This is a genomic window from Saccharothrix sp. 6-C, from assembly GCF_016695385.1.
GTDB lineage: Bacteria > Actinomycetota > Actinomycetes > Mycobacteriales > Pseudonocardiaceae > Actinosynnema > Actinosynnema texasense.
This window is the reverse complement of record NZ_CP064192.1, coordinates 4,684,293-4,702,675: the sequence shown is the minus strand read 5'-3', so window position 1 is coordinate 4,702,675 and position 18,383 is coordinate 4,684,293. Positions and strand designations below refer to the sequence as shown.

Below are 18,383 nucleotides of genomic sequence, written 5' to 3'. Positions count from 1 at the left end.
GTGAAGGCGACGGCCGAGGAGAACGCACACTCCCCGCCATTATCAACATATAGCCCATCGGGGGTCTTGTGGCAAGACCCCCGTCATGCCGCAGAATCTCCGGCCGAAGCCCACAACCTGCGAAAACAAGGTATCGGTAGAACGCTGTGACAACAGGTGGACCAGACCGGGAACCGCCGGCGCGAACGAGGAGCGGACAAGGCTTGACGGGCACGACGGAAGGTGTGGGGATGGGCGGCTACGTGCTCGACTTCGACGAGGTCGACCAGCGGCAGGTCGCCGTCGTGGGCGGCAAGGGGGCGCACCTGGGCGAGCTCTCGCGGATCGAGGGCGTCAGCGTGCCGCCCGGGTTCTGCGTGACGACGGACGCCTTCCGGCGGATCGTGGCCGGGGCGCCGTCGCTCGGCGACCTGCTCGACGGGGTGTCCCACCTGAACCCGGAGGACCGGGAGGCGATCCGCGGGCGCAGCGCGGAGATCCGGCGAACCCTGGAAGGGATCGCCGTCCCGGACGACGTGGCGGCGGCGATCACCGGCGCCCTCGCCCGGCTCGGCGAGGGCGCCGCCTGCGCCGTCCGGTCGAGCGCGACCGCGGAGGACCTGCCGGGCGCCTCCTTCGCGGGCCAGCAGGACACGTACCTCAACGTCGTGGGACCGGAAGCGGTCCTCCGGCACGTCAGCCGGTGCTGGGCCTCGCTGTTCACCGAGCGGGCCCTGACCTACCGGCTGCGCAACGGCTTCGACCACCGCGAGGTCCACATGGCCGTGGTCGTGCAGCGGATGGTCTTCCCGCACGCGTCCGGGGTGCTGTTCACGGCCGACCCGGTCACGTCCGACCGGAAGGTCGCCGCCGTGGAGGCCACCTTCGGCCTCGGCGAGGCCCTGGTCTCCGGCCTGGTGAACGCGGACTCCTACCAGGTCCGCGACGACGAGGTCGTGGCCAAGGCCGTCGCCGCCAAGAAGCTCGCCCTGCACGCCTCCCCGGGCGGCGGGACGCGGGAGGAGGCGATCGAGCCCGCGGGGCAGGAGCAGCCGGCGCTGACGGACGAGCAGGTCGTGCGGCTCGTGCGGCTCGGCCGGCGGATCGAAGCGCACTTCGGCCGTCCCCAGGACATCGAGTGGTGCCTGGTCGACGACGCCTTCCAGGTCGTCCAGAGCCGGCCGATCACCACGCTGTTCCCCGTCCCCGAGACCGGCGACGAGGAGAACCACGTCTACGTCTCCGTCGGCCACCAGCAGATGATGACCGACGCCATGAAGCCGCTCGGGCTCTCCGTGTGGCAGATGACGACCCCGCGGCCCATGGCCGAAGCAGGCGGGAGGTTGTTCGTCGACGTCACCCCGCTGCTCGCCTCGCCGGCCGACCGCGTCGGCTTCCTGGCGGTCGTGGGCAAGTCCGACCCGCTGATCGGCGACGCGCTGCAGACCGTCCTCGACCGCGACGGCTTCCTCCCGTCGCTCCCGGACGACGCTCCCCGCCAGGCGGTCCCCGGCGCCGAGCCGGTCACGATCGAGGCCGATCCGGCGCTCGTCGCCGAGCTGGTCGAGAACGGCGCGGCGTCCGTCGCCGCGGCGGCGCGCGACATCCGGGGCAAGTCCGGCGTGGAGCTGCTGGACTTCATCACCGCGGACGTCCAGGAGCTGAGGCGGCTGCTGTTCGACCCGCGCGGCATCCAGCCGATCATGGCGGCGATGCAGGCCACGTGGTGGCTCAACGAGCGGCTGCACGAGTGGTTGGGCGAGAAGAACGCGGCCGACACGCTCTCGCAGTCCGTGCCCCACAACGTCACCTCGGAGATGGGGCTCGCGCTCCTCGACGTCGCGGACGCGATCCGCCCGCACCCGGAGGTCGTCGCGTTCCTGCGCGACGCGGCGGACCGGGCCGACGAGCACTTCCTCCACCGGCTGGTCGACCTCGACGGCGGCCGGGAGGCGCGCGACGCCATCCAGGCCTACCTGGACGAGTACGGCATGCGCTGCGTCGGCGAGATCGACATCACCAGGCCGCGGTGGAGCGAACGGCCCGCCATGCTCCTGCCCCTGCTGCTGTCCACGGTGAAGAACCTCGAACCGGGCGCGGGGGTGCGGCGCTTCGAGCAAGGGCGGCAGGAGGCGCGGCAGAAGGAGCAGGAGGTGCTGGAGCGCCTGCGGGCGCTGCCGGACGGTGAGTCGAAGGCCGAGGAGACCAAGCGGAAGATCGACCTCGTCCGCACGTTCGCCGGGTACCGCGAGTACCCGAAGTACGGCATGATCAGCCGCTACTTCGTGTACAAGCGGGCGTTGCTGGCCGAGGCCGACCGCCTGGTGCGGGCCGGTGTGCTGCGGGAGCGGGAAGACGTCTACTTCCTGCGGTTCGAGGAACTCCGGGAAGTGGTGCGGGCGAACCGGGTCGACGAAGAGCTCCTCCGCCGGCGCAAGGACGCGTTCCGGTCGTACGAAGCGCTCACGCCGCCGCGGGTGCTCACCTCGGACGGCGAGACCCTCAGCGGCGCGTACCGGCGCGACGACCTGCCCGCCGGCGCGCTGGTCGGCCTGGCCGTCTCCGCCGGGACCGTCGAAGGGCGGGCCCGGGTCATCCTGGACATGGCGCAGGCCGACGTCGAACCGGGCGACATCCTGGTCACCGCGCACACGGACCCCAGTTGGTCGCCCCTGTTCGTGGCGATCGCGGGCCTGGTGACGGAGGTCGGCGGCCTGATGACGCACGGCGCGGTGATCGCCCGGGAGTACGGCCTGCCCGCCGTGGTCGGGGTGGAACGCGCCACGCAGCTGATCGAGGACGGGCAGCGGATCCGGGTGAACGGAACCGACGGGCACATCGAGATCCTGCCCGCGATCTGAGCGTCCGCGAGTCGGCCGAACACGCCGTTCGGCCGACTCGCGGACGTGATCTCCCGGCCTGGTCCGCAGGGGGTGCACGGCTCCGGGTCAGTGGCGAGGTTTGGTCAAGCCGAGCTGGACCACGTCCAGGTAACCCGACCGGAAGCCGGCTTCGCAGTAGGCGAGGTAGAACTCCCACATGCGGCGGAAGGTGTCGTCGAAGCCCGTCGCGGCGACCTGCGGCCAGTTGTCGAGGAAGCGGGTGCGCCAGTGGCGGAGGGTGCGGGCGTAGTCGGGGCCGAGTGAGCGGCTTCGGACGACGCCGAGCGCGGTGTGCCGTCGGACGGCGTCCTGGATTGCGGGGACGGAGAGCAGTTGGCCGCCGGGGAAGACGTACTTGTGGATCCAGGTGTGCGAGTGCCGCGTGGCCAGGAGCCGGTCGTGGGGCATGGTGATGGCTTGGAGTCCCACCCGGCCGCCCGGTTCGAGCACGCGGTCGAGCGTCCGGAAGTAGGCGGGCCAGTAGTCGGCGCCCACGGCTTCGACCATCTCCACGGACACCACGGCGTCGTAGCTGCCGTGGGCTTCGCGGTAGTCGCGCAGCAGCACCTGCACGCGGTCGGCGACCCCGGCCCGGGCGATGCGTTGCTCGGCCAGGTGCTTCTGCTCGGCGGAGAGGGTGAGCGTGGTGACGCGCGCGCCTCGCTCGGCCGCGCGGATGGCCAACGCGCCCCAGCCGGTGCCGATCTCCAGCAGGCGCGTGCCGGCGCGGACGTCGGCCAGGTCGAGCACGCCGTCGACCTTGCGCAGCTGGGCGGCGTGCAGGTCGTCGTCGCCGGGGGAGAACCAGGCCGAGGAGTAGGTCATCGACTCGTCGAGGAACGCGGCGAACAGGTCGTTGGACAGGTCGTAGTGGCGGTGGACGTTGGCCCGCGACCCCTCGACGGTGTTGCGCTCGTGCGCGGGGTGGCGGGCGTCGACCCAACGGCGGAACACCTGCAGCGGCCGGGGCACCAGGTCGGCCATGCGGGCGGCGAACGGGGTCAGCAGGGCGGCGGGGTCGTTGCTGGTCCAGTCGCCGGCCATGTACGCCTCGCCGAACCCGATCTTGGCGTCGGCGCCGAGCCGGCGGTGGAACGCGCCCGGTCGCACGATCCGCATCACGGGCGAGTCCGGGCCGCCCGCGCCGAGGCGCTCGCCGCCGGGCAGGGCCACCCGCACGGGCAGGGACTTCACGGCGTGCCGGAACACCAGGCGGGCCGCGGCGGCGCGCGCGGAGGAGCACCGGGGCTCGACCGGTCCCGGTCGGCGCCGGGCCGGGTGGCCGGCCGCCGCGGTGTCCGGCTGTCGGGTGGGCGAAGTGGTCATCGGACACCTTCCTGTGCGTCGTGGGGGGTGCGGGGGACGACGGGCAGCCGGCGCAGCCACAGGGCGATGCCGTGCCGGCGGATCAGCGCGCTGATCCGGTGGGTCGGCAGCGGGTCGCGCAGCAGCAGGCGCAGCAGCGTCCACGGCGTGGCGGGTCGGCGCGCTCCGGTCAGGGAGGCGCTGAACGGCGTCCGCGGGCCCTGGCGCAGGCTGATCGCCACGGACAGCCGCTCGGCGGGTCGCGGCAGCCGCATCACGTACTGGCCCTCGACGGTGAGGAACGGGGAGACGTAGAACGCCTTGTCCGCCTCCGCCCGCCCGCGGCCGTCGGGGCGCAGCAGGTAGCAGTGGCGCTCGCCGTAGGTGTTGTGCACCTCCGCCACGACGCAGACCGGCTCGTCGTCCGGGTCGTGGCACCAGTACACGGTGATCGGGTTGAACACGTGGCCGAACGCGCGGGCGTTGGTCAGCATCAGCACGCGTCCGCCACGCAGGTCCACGCCCCGCCCGGCGAGCCAGGCGTCGAGGTTGTCCCGGATGCCGCGGTCCGGGCTGCCCAGGTGGTCGCCCGCGCGGAACCGCGCCGCCGGGCGCAGCCACCACGGCACGGCGGGCAGCCGGTCCAGGTCGACCAGCCACAGGTGGGTGCGGTGCCGGAACGACCGGCGCACCGGGTGGCGGCGCGTGTGGGCGATCACGGCGTCGTACAGCGCCGGGGCGGTCACCAGTCGACGCCGAGTGCCGAGGCGGCCCGCACGCCGGAGGCGCAGCCGTCCTCGTGGAAGCCCCAGCCGTGGTAGGCGCCCGCGAACGCGGTCGGCCCGGCGTTCAACCCGGGCAGGCGGCGCTGCGCGGCCACCGACTCCGGCGTGTACACCGGGTGCTCGTAGCGCATCCGGGCGATCACCGACGACTCCGCGATCCGGTCGGTGGCGTTGAGGGTCACCACGTAGTCCTGCGGTTCGGCCAGCCGCATGAGCCGGTTCAGGTCGTAGCTGACCAGCACCGCGCCGTCGTCGGAGCCGCAGTGGGATTTGAGGTAGTTCCAGGAGGCGCGGGCGCGGGGTGTGCGGGGCAGCACGGACGGGTCGGTGTGCAGCCAGGTGTCGTTGCGCGAGTAGCGGAACGCGCCCAGCACCTCGCGCTCGTCGTCGGTCGGGTCGGCCAGCAGGGCCAGCGCCTGGTCGGGGTGCGTGGCGACGACGGCCTTGTCGACCCGGTGGACCTCGTCGCCGTCGTCCCGGACGTCCACGCCCGAGCCGGTGCGCGTGACCGCCCGCACCGGGGTGGACAGGTGCACGGCGGTCAGCTGCTTGGCCGCGCGGTCCACGTAGGCGCGGGAGCCGCCCACCACCGTCTTCCACCGCGGCGAGCCGGTCACCGAGAGCATGCCGTGGTTGTGCAGGAACTCGAACAGGTACCGGGCCGGGTAGCGCAGGCTGGTCACCTGGTCGGCCGACCACACCGCCGACACCACGGGCGCCACGAAGTGGTCCACGAAGAAGCGGGTGTACCCGCCGATGGCCAGGAACGCGCCGAGCGTGACGCCGTCGGCCGCCGGGTCGGCCAGCACGCGCCGGGCGTGCCGGTGGAACCGGCCGACCTCGGCGAGCATGCGCAGGTACGGCGCGCGCGTCGCGTTCGAGGGCTGGGCGAACAGCCCGCCGAAGCCCTTGGCGCCCGCGTACTCCAGGCCGCAGCCCTCGCAGCGCACGCTCATCGACATCTCCGTGCCCCGGGTGCGCACGTCCAGCTCGGCGAACAAGCGCAGCAGGGTGGGGTAGGTGCGTTCGTTGTGGACGATGAAGCCGCTGTCGAGGGCGACGGTGCCGCCGTCCTCGGCCACCACGTCATGGGTGTGGGCGTGCCCGCCCAGGCGCGGCCCGGCTTCGAACAGGAGCACGTCGTAGCGGCGTTGCAGCAGGTAGGCGGCGGTCAGGCCGGCCACTCCCGCGCCGATCACGGCGACGCGCTGCGGTCTGGGCGTCATCGGGTTCCTCGGGGCAGGGCGACGGAGAGCCCGTGCGGGGCAGGGGCGGCCATCGCGTCGGCGATCAGGGGGTCGGTGGCCGCGGGATCCACCGCGCCGCGCGCGAACCGGCGGACCAGCCCGCTCCAGTCGGCGTGGCGGCGCAGCATCGTGTGGCCGCTGTCGTGCACGACGAACCGGCAGGTCGTCGGGTTGACCTCGCGCAGGCGCATCGCGTACCGGTAGGACGCCCGCGGGTCGGTCCACCGGTCGACGTCGCCGTGCGCCAGCACGACGGCACGTCCCCGGAGGTGGTCGACCGGTTCACCGGGTTCGAGCCACGGCGCCAACGCGCACACGGCGGTGACGGCGGGGTCGTCGGCGACCCGGAGGGCGGTGCGGGCGCCCATCGAGTGGCCGACCAGGACGACGCGCGTCCCGGGCAGCCGCTCGCGCAACCGCGCCAGCGCCCACCGGGCGTCGCGGACCGGGTCGCGGTCGGGTTCGTTCCACCCCCGGTACCGGTAGCGCACGAGCCACACGGCCGGGCCCGCCCGGCCGAGGTCGCGGGCGAACGGCACCATCCGCCGGTACGACAGGTTGGCGCGGCTCGCGGGTTCACGGCTGCGGGCGCGGCCGCCCGGCAGCACCAGCACGGCGGCGTCGGCCGAGGTCGTCGGCTCCCACCTGCGGATCAAGGGCAGGTCGGCGGCGGGGCGGAGTGGGGACACGACCTCCATTCGGCGTGCGCGCCCCGACAGATGGCTCGTGTGACGGGCATCACTTTTTCGGGTCGGGACCGACCCGCGGGCCCGTCGGCCGCGAACCACGGGAGACCGACCGAGGAAAAGGGGACGATGTGCGGGACGGGAAGACGGGCCACGCCCCGGCGCTGGCCGAGGTCGTCGAGCGGGTGCTGGGCGCCGAGCTGCCGGTGGGGCTGCGGGCCTGGGACGGCAGCGAGGCCGGCCCGTCCGGCGGTCCGCGGGTGGTGCTGCGCTCGCGCCGAGCCCTGCGCCGCCTGCTGTGGAACCCGGACGAGCTCGGACTGGCCCGCGCCTACGTCTCCGGCGACCTCGACGTCGAGGGTGACCTCACGACCGGCCTGCGCCGGTTCTGGGGCCTGGCCGGAGCCGGCGGGGCGCGGCGGCGGCTCTCCGTCCCCGACCGCGTCTCGCTGCTGCGGACCGCCGCCCGGCTCGGCGTCCTGGGCCCCCGGCCGCGACCACCGGTCGAAGAGGCCAGGCTGGCCGGTGGCCTGCACACCCGCCGCCGTGACCGCGCCGCCATCGCCCACCACTACGACCTGGGCAACGAGTTCTACGAACTGCTCCTCGACCCCACCATGGCCTACTCCTGCGCGTACTGGCCCGACGGCGAACCCGGCTACGACCTGGCCGACGCGCAGCGCGACAAGCTGGAGCTGATCTGCCGCAAGCTGGCCCTGCGCCCGGGCACGCGCCTGCTGGACGTCGGGTGCGGGTGGGGCTCGCTGCTGCTGCACGCCGCCCGCCACCACGGCGTCCGGGCCACCGGGGTGACGCTGTCGAGCCGGCAGCACGCCCACGTCAGCCGCCGGATCGACGAGCTGGGCCTGCGGGACACCGTCGACGTCCGGTTGCGGGACTACCGGGAGATCCCCGACGAGCCCTTCGACGCCGTGGCGTCCGTCGAGATGGGCGAGCACGTCGGCGAGGAGAACTACCCGGTGTACGCCTCGACCCTGCACCGGCTGCTGCGCCCCGGAGGCCGGCTGCTCCTGCAGCAGATGTCCCGGGGCTCCACCGCGCCCGGCGGCGGCGCGTTCATCGAGTCCTACGTGGCGCCCGACATGACCATGCGACCGCTCAGCCGCACGTTGACGCACCTGGAGCACGCCGGGCTGGAGATCAGGGACGTCCACGCCCTGCGCGAGCACTACGTGCGCACGGTCCGGGAGTGGGCGGCCACCCTGGAACGGCGGTGGGACGAGGTCGTCGCGCTGGTCGGCGAGGGCCGGGCGAGGGTGTGGCGGCTGTACCTGGCCGGTGGCGCGCTGGCCTTCGAGGACAACCGCATGGGCGTGGACCAGATCCTCTCCGTGCGCCCGACGACCGACGGCGCGAGCGGGATGCCGTGGGACCGCGGCGACGTGCCGGCGGCGGACCGCGTCGCGTCGGAGGGGTGAGCCGTGACCTGGTCCGACCTGCCCGCCGGGCTGCCCGCCAACCTCGCCGTCAGCGCCGGCGTGGTGGCGCTGCTGCTGGTGGTCACCTTCACCGCCTCGGTGCTCAGGGACCGGCACGACACCCTCGACATCGCCTGGGGCCTCGGGTTCGCGCTGGTCGCGGGCACGACGTTCGTGCTGTCCGACGGCGAGGGCGCCACCGCGACCCGGCTGCTCGTCACGACGTTGACGGTGGTGTGGGGCGTGCGCCTGGCGGTCCACATCGCGCTGCGGGGCCGAGGCGAGCCGGAGGACCACCGCTATGCCGAGATGCGGAGCCGGGCCAAGGGCAACCCGCACCTGCACGTGCTGGTGCGCGCCTACCTGGCACAAGGCGTGGTGATGTGGGTCGTCTCGCTGCCCGTCCAGGTCGCCCAGCACGGTCCCCCCGCGCACCCCGGGCTGATCGCCGCCGGGATCGCGCTGTGGGCGGTGGGCGTGCTGTTCGAGGCGGTCGGCGACGGGCAGCTGCGGCGGTTCCGGGCCGATCCGGCCAACCGCGGCCGGGTGCTCGACCGGGGGTTGTGGCGCTACACGCGGCACCCGAACTACTTCGGTGACGCCTGCGTGTGGTGGGGGCTGTTCCTGCTCGCCTGCTCGTCCTGGTACGGCGTGGCGGCCGTCGTGTCACCGGTGGCGATGACGTTCCTGCTCGCCAAGGGCACCGGCAAACCGATGCTCGAAGCGCACCTGCGCGGCCGTCGTCCCGGCTACGCCGACTACGTGGAGCGCACCAGCGGCTTCCTGCCCCTGCCTCCCCGCAGGGGCACGCCGTGATCTGCGCTCCGGGCGATCCGAGGAGACGATCGGCGACGGATGCCCGTCGAGGACGGGTCGATCGGGAGGAACACGATGACAGGGCGTGAGCGCAAGCTCCAGGCCGTGTCCACCACCGGCGACGGTGACGCGGACGGCGTCTCGGCCGAGGAGCTGCTGTGCCTGGTGGCGCGAGGTGACGACCGGGCGTTCGAGCGGCTGTACGACGTGGTGGCGGGCAAGGTGCTGAGCCTGGTCCGGCGGGTCCTGCGCGACCACGCCCAGTCGGAGGAGGTCACGCAGGAGGTGCTGGTGGAGGTGTGGCGCACCGCCGCCCGCTACGACCCGGAGCGGGGCAGCGCGATGGCGTGGGTGATGACGATGGCGCACCGCCGCGCCGTGGACCGGGTCCGCTCCGCGCAGTCCGCGACCCGGCGGGAGGACCTCGCCGCCCGGCGCGACGTGGAGACGCCCTTCGACGCGGTCAGCGAGCAGGTCGCCTCGCGGATCGAGCGGCGGCAGGTGCAGCGGTGCCTGACGATGCTGACCGAGCTGCAGCGGGAGTCGATCCTGCTGGGCTACTTCCAGGGCTACACCTACCCGGAGACGGCGTCCGTGCTGGGCATCCCGCTGGGCACGGTGAAGACCAGGATGCGCGACGGACTGATCAGACTCCGAGACTGCCTGGGGGTGACCCGATGACCGAAGACACCACGCGCGCCGAAGCCCACACGCTGATCGGCGCCTACGTGCTCGACGCCGTCTCCGACACCGAGCGCCGCCTCTTCGAGGAACACCTCGCGAGCTGCTCGAACTGCGCGCAGGACACCGCCGAACTGCTGGAGACCACCGCGCTGCTGGCCGCCTCGGCCACGGTCGAACCTCCCGCGCACCTCCGTGAGCGGGTGTTGGCGGCCGTGGCCGACACCCGCCAACTCCCGCCCGAGACCGAGGTCCGCGTTCCCGTCCGGACGGGAACGGAGCCGCCCCGGGTGGAACCGGGGCGCGGAACCCCGGGACGGGTCGTGTGGTTGCGGAGGGCGGCCACGCTCGCCGCCGCCGCCGGCATCGCGGTCGCGGTCACGCTGGGCGTCCAGGCCGTGGACACCAACCGTCGCCTGGAGCAGGACCTCCAGGCGCTGGAACAGGTCAACGCCGACAGCAGCCGGATGGCCGAGCTGCTGTCCGCGCCGGACGCCAAGCTCGTCCGGGGTGACGTGACCGGTGGCGGCACCGGCACCGTCGTGGCGTCGTCCGCCAAGGGCCAGGTGCTGTTCCTCGGTCAGGGCTTGGCGCGACTGCCCGAGGACCGCACGTACCAGCTGTGGTTGATCGGCGCCGAAGGTCCGCGTCCCGCCGGCCTGCTCACGTCCTCGGCCGGGTCGGCCGAACCCCTGCTGGCGAGCGGTTTCACCGGCCGGGAAGCAGTGGGCTTGACCGTGGAGCCGCGTGGCGGGTCGCCCCAACCCACCACGCCGACCGTGGTGGTCCTGCCGCTGGTCTGAGATACCGGTCGACGAAGGCAATCCGCCGGACCGTCCGCTGCGAACAACTGGTGTGAACGCAACCACTCGCAGGCAGAGAACCGATCCCGGTGCGCCGCGGCTGCCGCTCTGGGCGGCGGCCGCGGCGGGCGTCGTCGCGGTGGGGGCGGCGTTGGCCGCCGGTCACCTCGTGGCCGCGCTCATCGACCCGTTCGCCTCGCCGTTCCTGGCCGTGGGCAACACCGCGATCGACCTGACACCGCACCCGGTGAAGGACTTCGCGATCCGCGTGTTCGGCGAGGACGACAAGCTCGTCCTGCTGGCGGGCATGGCGTTCGTCATCGCCGCCGCGGCCGTCGTGGCGGGCCTGCTGTCCCGCCGCAGCGCGCTGCCGGGAACGGTCCTGGCCGCCGCGCTCGGCGCGGTCGGCGTCGCGGCCGTGCTCGCCCGCCCCACGCTGGGGACGACCGCCGTGCTCGCGCCCGCGACCAGCCTGGTCGTCGGCGTCGTGGTCTTCCGGTGGCTGCACCGGCTCGCCCGCCGTGCCCCCGCGGACGCGCCGCCGGCTCCTGAGGACACTGTGGACGGTCCCGTCCCGCGTCCGCTGGACTGGTCGGTGCCGGGGCTGGGACGCCGCCGCTTCCTGATCACCTCCACGGCCGTCGCCGCCGCCGCGGGCGCGACCGCCGCCGCGGGCCAGTTCATCGGCGGCCGGGTCGACGTGGAAGCGTCCCGTCGGGCCATCCGGCTCACCCCGGACGAGGTCGCGCCGCCGATACCGGAGGGCGCGGACTTCGCCGGTTCCGGCACACCCCCCTTCATCACGCCCAACGCCGACTTCTACCGGGTGGACACCGCGTTGTCGGTGCCGAGGATGCGGGCGCAGGACTGGCGGATGCGCGTGCACGGCATGGTCGACCGCGAACTCGTGCTCACCTACGACGACCTGTTGGACAGGCCGCTGGTGGAGCGGACGATCAGCCTCTGCTGCGTGTCCAACGAAGTCGGCGGGCCCTACATCTCCACCACCGACTTCATCGGCGTGTCGTTGCGGGACATCCTCGTGGAGGCAGGGGTCCGGCCCGGCTCCGACCAGCTCGCGACCCGCAGCGTCGACGGGTGGACCTGCGGCACACCGGTCGAGGACATCATGAAACCCGACAGCGGCGCGCTGCTGGCCATCGGCATGAACGGCGAACCGCTCCCCGCCGAGCACGGTTTCCCGGTGCGCATGGTCGTGCCCGGGCTGTACGGGTTCGTCTCGGCCACCAAGTGGCTCGTCGACGCCGAGCTCACCACCTTCGCCGACTTCGACGCGTACTGGGTCAAGCGCGACTGGGCGCGCCGCGCGCCGATCAAGACCATGTCCCGCGTGGACCGGCCCAAGGCCTTCGAGCAGGTGCCCGCCGGGAAGTTCACCGCCGCCGGGGTGGCCTGGGCGCAGCACCGGGGCATCGACGGGGTCGAGGTCCGCGTCGACGGCGGCCCCTGGCAGGCCGCGACCCTGAGCCGGGAGGTCAACGTCGACACCTGGCGGATGTGGCGCGCCGAACTCGACCTGCCCGCGGGGTCGCACACGCTGGAAGTGCGGGCCACCGACCGGACCGGCCACACGCAGACGAATGAGCGGGCCGAGCCGATCCCGGACGGCGCCGCCGGGTGGCACACGATCGTGTTCACCGCCCGGCCGTGACCAGCCCGGACGCCGCCGGCCCCGGAACTCCCGCGATTTTTCCCCGGATCGACCAATCCGACGCCCCACCGGCGCCGAACCACTGGTGACAGGCCGGGAAGAACCACCCCGGCGACCGTCCTCAAAGGAGTGACCTCTCATGCGCAGCACCCGGCTCGCGTCCGCGATCGGCGTTGTCACCGCGGCCCTGATCGCCCTGACCGCCTGCGGCAGCGGCGACCAAGCGGCCTCCGACACCACCACCTCGGCCGCCGCGACGACCACGACCACCACGACCACCGCCATGGCGATGAGCGACGGCGTCACGAAGACCGGCGACGTGTTCGGCGCCGCGTGCGCCAACCTGCCGAAGGGCACCGAGGGCTCCCTCGACGGCATGGTCGACGACCCGGTGGCCACCGCCGCGAGCAACAACCCGCTGCTCACCAAGCTCGTGGCCGCCGTCAAGGCCGCCGACCTCGTCGACACGCTCAACAAGGCCGACGCCAAGTACACCGTCTTCGCGCCGTACGACCCCGCCTTCGACGCCCTCGGCGCGGACACGCTCAACGCCGTGCTGGCCGACAAGGCCAAGCTGACCGGCATCCTGACCTACCACGTGGTGCCGCAGCGGATGGACAAGGACGGCATCCTGTCCTCGGCGAACCTGCCCACCGTGCAGGGCGGGGCGCTCAAGGTCGAAGGCTCCGGCGACAACGTCACGGTCAACGGCGCCAAGGTCCTGTGCGGCAACATCCCGACCGCCAACGCCACCGTGTTCGTCATCGACAAGGTCCTGATGCCCGCCTCCTGACCCCAGGACACCCGGTCCCGCGCCGAGGGTGATCGCGGCCACTACCCGTGGCCGCGATCACCCTCGGCGCGGTGGTCCCGCCGGGGGAGCGGGCGATCAAGCCGGTCGCCGCGGAGGTGATTCGTTCGGCCCTGCGCGGGTACACCTCGTGTGGTCCGGCGTACGTGGCAGGAGGGGCGGAGCGGATGGTCATGCTCTACGAGGGAGAAGCCGGTGCTGGACCATCGGCTCTGGACCTCACCGACGAGACCCCGCCGTTGGTGGGGATCCGCCGGTGGGTGGGCGAGGTGCTGTCCGGTCTGTCCGACGACGAGTTGGAGGACTGCCTGCTGATCGTCACCGAGCTGGTGTCCAACGCCTACGACCACGGTGAAGCGCCCCGTCGGGTGCGGCTGCGCAGGTCGTCGCAACCGAGCGTCGTGCGGATCGAGGTCGACGACGCGGCGGACGACGAGGTGGTCCTGGGGCGCTCGCGGTTCGGCTCGGACCGGGGGCGGGGGATGATGCTCGTCGAGCACTGCAGCACCCGCTGGGCGGTCGACCGCCACGAGCACGGCAAGACGGTGTGGGCGGAGATCGACTGCGGGGCCGCAGAGAGCACCCGGTCCTGAGGACTGGGCCCAGGACCGGGCGGGATCAGCGTGGCAGGACCGCCGCCACGGCGTCGTGGACCGTGGGGCGGACGACGACCGCCCCGTCCAGACCGGTCAGCCCGATGGGGAGCAGCACGGCGCGATGGCCGGCGGCGACCGCCAGGACCGTGCCGGACTGCCGGGAGCGGACGATCGCGTCGGCCAGCGCCTGCAACCCCGTGGAGCCCATGAAGGTCACGCCGCTCAGGTCGAGGACCAGCCCCGGGGGTCGTTGGTCGAGCTGGTCGGACAGGCCGGTGCGGAGCGGCTGGATGGTCGTGGAGTCCAACTCGCCGCGCACCGCGAGGACGGGCACACCGCGGTAGCTGGTGGCTTCGACGGTCACGATGTCGTTCTTGCTGCTCGTGTCGAGCATGAGGGTGCCTCTCGTCGAGGTACGAGGCAGGCAAATCGAGCTGCTGCTCAACCCGTGTCGTCGACTGTGGAAGACCGATGACGGTTCACCTGACCCCTACGCTACGTGTCCGCCGGCGCTTCCGCACGGTCGATTTCGCCGACCGCCGCTTCGCCCCCCGTGTCGCCGCCGAGCCCGGTCGCGGCGCCGGTGATCCGTTCGTGGCCGGACGAACGGCTGGTCAGGACCCTTTGTCAACTTGGTTATGATCGACGAACGCGCTGCTGGGCGACCGTGCCGGAAGAACTCGCGCGCGGCCGGTCCGGTGGGCGCGGTGCGTGGAGCAGCCGGGCGAACGCTGTGACGGAGGAGGAACCGTGGCGCGAAGCCCGGCGTGGGCGAGCCGGCCGAAGACGCGCGGCCTGGTCCTCGACGTGATCAGGGCGGCGCGCTCGATCAGCCGGGTGGAGCTGGCGGCGGCGACCGGTCTCACCGGCGCGACGATCTCCGAGGTCGTGCGCGAGCTGCTGGGCGACGGCCTGGTCGTCGAGGCCGGCCGGGGCGCGCCGACGGGCGGGAAGCCGCGCACGCTGGTCCAGCTCAACCCGACGGCCCGCTACGGCGTGGGCGTCCACCTGGAGCGCAACACGTGCGTCATCGTGGTCGTCGACCTGGCGGGCCGGCCGGTGGCCCGGACCTCGTTCCAGGGCGTGGCGTCGCTGCCGCCGGAGCGGGCGCTGCCGATGGTGGCCGCGCAGGTGGACGCCCTGCTGACGACCGCCGCCGTCGAGCGCGGCAAGGTGCTCGGCGTCGGCCTGGTCAGCTACGGCCCGCAGGACCGCGGTGCGGGCGTGCTGCTGACGCCGCAGCCCACGGAGGAGTGGCGTGACCACCCCGTCGCGCCACGGCTCGCGGAGCACCTCGGCCTGCCCGTGCTGCTCGACAACGACGCCGCGGCGGCGGCCATCGGCGAGTACTGGCTGGGCGCGGTGGAACCGCACAGCACCTACGGCTGCATCTACATGGCCACCGGGATCGGCGGCGGCGTGGTGGTCGGCGGCGAGGTGTACCGGGGCAGCTCGTCCAACACCGCGGAGATCGGACACATCTCGATCGACGTGCACGGTGACGACTGCCCGTGCGGCAACGTCGGCTGCCTGGAGAACTACGCGGGCCCGTCGGCCCTGGTCCGGCAGGCGTTGGCGACACCGGGACTGGCCCGGCGGCTGGCGCTCGACCCGGCCGCCGACAACTTCCTGACCGAGTTCGCCCGGATCGCCGCGGCCGCGAACGCCGGCGACACTGAGGCCCGCGCGCTCGTCGAGCGGTCGGCGCGCTACCTCGGGCACGCCGCGGTCACCCTGGCGGTGCTGTTCGACCTCGACCTGATCGTGCTGGCCGGGCAGAGCTTCGCGGTGGCGGGCTCGACCTACCAGGCGGTGATCCAGCAGGAGCTGGACCGCCGGCTGTTCTCGCGGCGGGCGCACCCGGTGCGGGTGGTGCCGTCGGTCAACGGGTCGGACGCGGCGGCGATCGGCGGGGCGGTCCTCGTCCTGCAGAGCGAGCTGACCCTCGGCCGCGGCCGTCCCGAGGACGGGCCGCGACCGGTGCCCGCCGGCGCGGCCGAGGCGCCCTGACCGGTCAGCAGGACGCTCGGCGACAGGTCGCCGCCGGTGTTCTGGAACACCGGCGCGTCGCACCGGGTCCGGTCGACCGGCGCCCGGAAGCCCCGGGACTGCTCGACGTGCCGCTCGCGGGCCGGCCCGACGCGCCGGCTTAAGTTGCCTGACTAAGCCGTCAAGAGGCAGAACGGACGCTGTCCGCTCGGGTCGTCGCCATCGGAGACGGACACCGAAGCTGCTGCTGTTGACTTACTTCACCTCCCTGAGTAACCATCGGGGCGCTGCCGCACCGGCTCGGGCGTGCCGCCTCGACCGACCCGAGGCGCGTAGCGCCGGTCACGACCGCCGAGGGCGTGGCCGCCGACGCGGTGGCGGACGACGTGACCGGGCCGACCCGGTCGCCCGCGACACGCTCGACGGAACCCGGCGGGGTTTCGAGTAAAGGAAAACCGCATTCCGGAGTTGATGGCCGCCGTGGGGGGTGATCGGTCGCATCTCCGGAATTCGGCGACCTGTTTTCGCAGTTGAACGCCGGTTTCGTCGCCGAAGTGGATGGCGCAGGCGAATTCGGAGGCAAGGTCTTCAGATTTCCCGGCTTCTTCGCTACCTTCTTCCTGGGAGCGCTCCCAGAACCAGTTCAACCGTTCCTGGAAGACGTGGCGGAGGGCCGGGTGTCACCCGCACGAAGGAGTGCTGATGTTCGGAACAATCAGGAAACGCCGCACCGCGTTAGCCGCGTTGGGCGCTGTGGTGTCCCTCGCGAGCACGGCCTTGATGGCCGCGGCGGGCGGGTCGTGGGCGAGTGACGCGAACGCGGCGGCGGCGTTCGCGTGCCGGGTCGACTACTCGGCCCACGACTGGGGCAGCGGGTTCGGCGCCAACGTGACCATCGCCAACGTCGGCTCGTCGGCGGTCACCGGCTGGACGCTGACCTACTCCTACGCCGGCAACCAGACCCTCCGGCAGGGTTGGAGCGGTGTGTGGTCCCAAACCGGCAAGCAGGTCACCGTGACCAACGCGAGCTGGAACGGCACGATCCCGGCGAAGGGCAGCGTCTCCACCGGGGCGAACTTCTCCTACGGCGGCAGCAACGCCAAGCCGACGGACTTCGCGGTCAACGGCGCCCCGTGCACGGGTACCGACCCGACGACCACGACCACGACCACCACCACTACGACGACGACCACCACCACCACGACCACTCCGCCGGGTGATGGTCCGGCTCCGGAGCTGCGGGTGTCGGGCAACGAGCTGGTGACCGCGGACGGCGAGCCGTACCGGCTGCTGGGCGTGAGCCGTTCGAGCGGCGAGTTCGCGTGCGTGCAGGGCAAGGGCATGTGGGACGGCGGGCCGGTCGACCAGGCGTCGGTGGACGCGATGAAGACCTGGAACATCCACGCGGTGCGGATCCCGTTGAACGAGGAGTGCTGGCTGGGCGTCTACGGCACGCCCGGCGGCGCCACCTACCAGCAGGCCGTCAAGGACTACGTGGACCTGTTGGTGGCCAACGGCCTCAACGTGATCCTGGACCTGCACTGGACGTGGGGCGCGTACACCAACAGCCCGGACTGGCACTGCAAGGACGAGCACGCGGTGTGCCAGAAGCCGGCGCCGGACGCGAAGTACGCCCCGCAGTTCTGGACCGGTGTCGCGAACGCGTTCAAGGGCAACGACGCGGTCGTGTTCGACCTGTTCAACGAGCCGTACCCGGAGATGCCCGCCGAGTGGGACAAGACCCTGGGCTGGCAGTGCTGGCGCGACGGCGGCACCTGCGCCGGCATCCCCTACGAGGTCGCGGGGATGCAGGACCTGGTCGACGCGGTGCGGGCCACCGGGGCGACCAACGTGCTGATGCTGGGCGGCCTGGAGTGGGCCAACGACATGCGCGAGTGGCTCACCCACAAGCCGGTCGACCCGCAGGACAACATCGCCGCCTCCTGGCACGCCTACAGCTTCAACGCCTGCGCCACCGAGACCTGCTGGGACGCCCAGATCGCGCCGCTGGCGCAGCAGGTGCCGATCGTGCTCGGCGAGTTCGGCCAGGACAACTGCGCCTTCGACTACATGCAGCGGTTGGTCGACTGGGCCGACGCGCACCACATCAGCTACCTGGCGTGGACGTGGAACCCGTGGGGTTGCAGCACGGGCGCGGTGCTCATCAAGGACTGGAGCGGCACGCCCGAGCCCGGCGTCGGCGAGGGCCTCAAGGCGCACCTGCTCTCCGTCGAGCCGTAACCGCCCGTCGAGAACCGGCCGGCCCGCCGACCACCCGGCGGGCCGGCCGACCCCGGCGGAACGCTCAAGGGCCCTCCGGAGTCAGTCGAGGGGGTTGCAGCGAGCCTGGCCGAACACCAGGTAGCCGCGCTGCACACCGGAGCTGTCGACGCTGCCGTCGCAGTCGATCGACCGGAAGCCGTTGAACACCGTGTGCTCCGGGTCGGCGTACCACTGGTACAGGCACGCGTAGCCGCTCTTGCACACCGGGATGGCCTGGGCGGAGGCAGGCGCCAGGGCGACGACCCCGAGTGCCGCCACGACGCCGACCAGCAGACGACGGATCACGGTGGACCTCCTTGCCCGGGGCCGGGCCCGGGTACGCGGGTGCGGGACTCCTGAAGGATGGCAGCAGCACCGGAAACCACAGCACCACCGATCGGCAGAACGCTTCGGAGGTCCGGCGCCGGGC

The 18,383-nt window shown here is 72.8% G+C and carries 16 protein-coding genes; 10 read left to right on the top strand and 6 right to left on the bottom strand.

All coding sequences use genetic code 11. The features are described from left to right. Window positions 1-230: 230 nt before the first annotated feature. Window positions 231-2,840: a rifamycin-inactivating phosphotransferase gene (gene rph / locus IOD16_RS19600; protein ID WP_201435575.1), complete on the top strand. Its 2,610-nt coding sequence runs from the start codon at window positions 231-233 to the stop codon at window positions 2,838-2,840. An 87-nt stretch (window positions 2,841-2,927) separates the two neighbouring features. Here rph and IOD16_RS19595 read toward each other — a convergent pair whose 3' ends face one another. From IOD16_RS19595 to IOD16_RS19580, 4 genes are read right to left on the bottom strand one after another with little or no spacing between them, the layout of a single operon-like run. Next, window positions 2,928-4,187, bottom strand: a complete 1,260-nt coding sequence (locus IOD16_RS19595) for an SAM-dependent methyltransferase (protein ID WP_201435574.1) — start codon at window positions 4,185-4,187, stop codon at window positions 2,928-2,930. Then, complete coding sequence (locus IOD16_RS19590) at window positions 4,184-4,912, bottom strand: DUF1365 domain-containing protein (protein WP_201435573.1); 729 nt, start codon at window positions 4,910-4,912, stop codon at window positions 4,184-4,186. Before IOD16_RS19590 ends, IOD16_RS19595 begins: the two co-directional genes overlap by 4 nt. Then, entirely contained in the window at window positions 4,909-6,177 is a 1,269-nt protein-coding gene (locus tag IOD16_RS19585) for an NAD(P)/FAD-dependent oxidoreductase (RefSeq protein ID WP_201435572.1), read from the bottom strand. The genes IOD16_RS19590 and IOD16_RS19585 overlap by 4 nt, the downstream gene beginning before the upstream one ends. Continuing rightward, the gene (locus IOD16_RS19580) at window positions 6,174-6,896 is read right to left on the bottom strand and encodes an alpha/beta hydrolase (protein WP_201435571.1); all 723 of its coding nucleotides are present in this window, start codon (window positions 6,894-6,896) and stop codon (window positions 6,174-6,176) included. Before IOD16_RS19580 ends, IOD16_RS19585 begins: the two co-directional genes overlap by 4 nt. Window positions 6,897-7,015: 119 nt before the next feature. On the opposite strand from IOD16_RS19580, the gene IOD16_RS19575 reads away from it, so the two are divergent. The 7 genes from IOD16_RS19575 (at window position 7,016) to IOD16_RS19545 (ending at window position 13,699) form a co-directional block, all read left to right on the top strand. After that, entirely contained in the window at window positions 7,016-8,323 is a 1,308-nt protein-coding gene (locus IOD16_RS19575; RefSeq protein ID WP_236594222.1) for an SAM-dependent methyltransferase, read from the top strand. Window positions 8,324-8,326: 3 nt separating this feature from the next. Beyond that, window positions 8,327-9,139: a DUF1295 domain-containing protein gene (locus tag IOD16_RS19570; protein ID WP_236594221.1), complete on the top strand. Its 813-nt coding sequence runs from the start codon at window positions 8,327-8,329 to the stop codon at window positions 9,137-9,139. A 75-nt stretch (window positions 9,140-9,214) separates the two neighbouring features. Beyond that, window positions 9,215-9,820 carry an ECF RNA polymerase sigma factor SigK gene (sigK, locus tag IOD16_RS19565; RefSeq protein ID WP_123748662.1) on the top strand — a complete coding sequence of 202 codons (606 nt, stop codon included), beginning with the start codon at window positions 9,215-9,217 and terminating at the stop codon, window positions 9,818-9,820. Beyond that, window positions 9,817-10,623 carry an anti-sigma factor gene (locus IOD16_RS19560; protein ID WP_201435570.1) on the top strand — a complete coding sequence of 269 codons (807 nt, stop codon included), beginning with the start codon at window positions 9,817-9,819 and terminating at the stop codon, window positions 10,621-10,623. Before sigK ends, IOD16_RS19560 begins: the two co-directional genes overlap by 4 nt. Before the next feature lie 52 nt (window positions 10,624-10,675). Continuing rightward, a complete protein-coding gene (locus tag IOD16_RS19555; protein ID WP_236594220.1) occupies window positions 10,676-12,295 on the top strand; it encodes a molybdopterin-dependent oxidoreductase in 1,620 nt (539 codons plus the stop codon). A gap of 139 nt (window positions 12,296-12,434) precedes the next feature. Next, on the top strand, window positions 12,435-13,088 hold the full coding sequence (locus IOD16_RS19550; RefSeq protein WP_201435569.1) for a fasciclin domain-containing protein: 654 nt from the start codon (window positions 12,435-12,437) through the stop codon (window positions 13,086-13,088). Window positions 13,089-13,135: 47 nt separating this feature from the next. Continuing rightward, a complete protein-coding gene (locus IOD16_RS19545; RefSeq protein WP_201435568.1) occupies window positions 13,136-13,699 on the top strand; it encodes an ATP-binding protein in 564 nt (187 codons plus the stop codon). A 25-nt stretch (window positions 13,700-13,724) separates the two neighbouring features. Here IOD16_RS19545 and IOD16_RS19540 read toward each other — a convergent pair whose 3' ends face one another. Then, the gene (locus tag IOD16_RS19540; RefSeq protein ID WP_201435567.1) at window positions 13,725-14,096 is read right to left on the bottom strand and encodes an STAS domain-containing protein; all 372 of its coding nucleotides are present in this window, start codon (window positions 14,094-14,096) and stop codon (window positions 13,725-13,727) included. A gap of 356 nt (window positions 14,097-14,452) precedes the next feature. Here IOD16_RS19540 and IOD16_RS19535 point away from each other — a divergent pair, with 356 nt between their 5' ends. Both IOD16_RS19535 and IOD16_RS19530 read left to right on the top strand, forming a co-directional pair. Continuing rightward, window positions 14,453-15,712 (top strand): ROK family transcriptional regulator, encoded by a 1,260-nt coding sequence (locus IOD16_RS19535; RefSeq protein ID WP_201435566.1) that lies wholly within the window; start codon window positions 14,453-14,455, stop codon window positions 15,710-15,712. Between the two features lie 681 nt (window positions 15,713-16,393). Continuing rightward, the gene (locus tag IOD16_RS19530) at window positions 16,394-17,932 is read left to right on the top strand and encodes a cellulase family glycosylhydrolase (RefSeq protein ID WP_236594219.1); all 1,539 of its coding nucleotides are present in this window, start codon (window positions 16,394-16,396) and stop codon (window positions 17,930-17,932) included. A gap of 81 nt (window positions 17,933-18,013) precedes the next feature. Here the strand turns inward: IOD16_RS19530 and IOD16_RS19525 are convergent, their stop codons facing one another. Then, on the bottom strand, window positions 18,014-18,259 hold the full coding sequence (locus IOD16_RS19525) for a hypothetical protein (RefSeq protein ID WP_201435565.1): 246 nt from the start codon (window positions 18,257-18,259) through the stop codon (window positions 18,014-18,016). Window positions 18,260-18,383: the final 124 nt, after the last annotated feature.

Bases quoted from the DNA above. Each gene is read 5' to 3' on its own strand.
- IOD16_RS19530 (WP_236594219.1), top strand. From the start codon at position 16,394: ATGTTCGGAACAATCAGGAAACGCCGCACCGCGTTAGCCGCGTTGGGC.
- IOD16_RS19585 (WP_201435572.1), bottom strand. From the start codon at position 6,177: ATGACGCCCAGACCGCAGCGCGTCGCCGTGATCGGCGCGGGAGTGGCC.
- rph (WP_201435575.1), top strand. From the start codon at position 231: ATGGGCGGCTACGTGCTCGACTTCGACGAGGTCGACCAGCGGCAGGTC.
- IOD16_RS19540 (WP_201435567.1), bottom strand. From the start codon at position 14,096: ATGCTCGACACGAGCAGCAAGAACGACATCGTGACCGTCGAAGCCACC.
- sigK (WP_123748662.1), top strand. From the start codon at position 9,215: ATGACAGGGCGTGAGCGCAAGCTCCAGGCCGTGTCCACCACCGGCGAC.
- IOD16_RS19595 (WP_201435574.1), bottom strand. From the start codon at position 4,187: ATGACCACTTCGCCCACCCGACAGCCGGACACCGCGGCGGCCGGCCAC.
- IOD16_RS19550 (WP_201435569.1), top strand. From the start codon at position 12,435: ATGCGCAGCACCCGGCTCGCGTCCGCGATCGGCGTTGTCACCGCGGCC.
- IOD16_RS19580 (WP_201435571.1), bottom strand. From the start codon at position 6,896: ATGGAGGTCGTGTCCCCACTCCGCCCCGCCGCCGACCTGCCCTTGATC.
- IOD16_RS19560 (WP_201435570.1), top strand. From the start codon at position 9,817: ATGACCGAAGACACCACGCGCGCCGAAGCCCACACGCTGATCGGCGCC.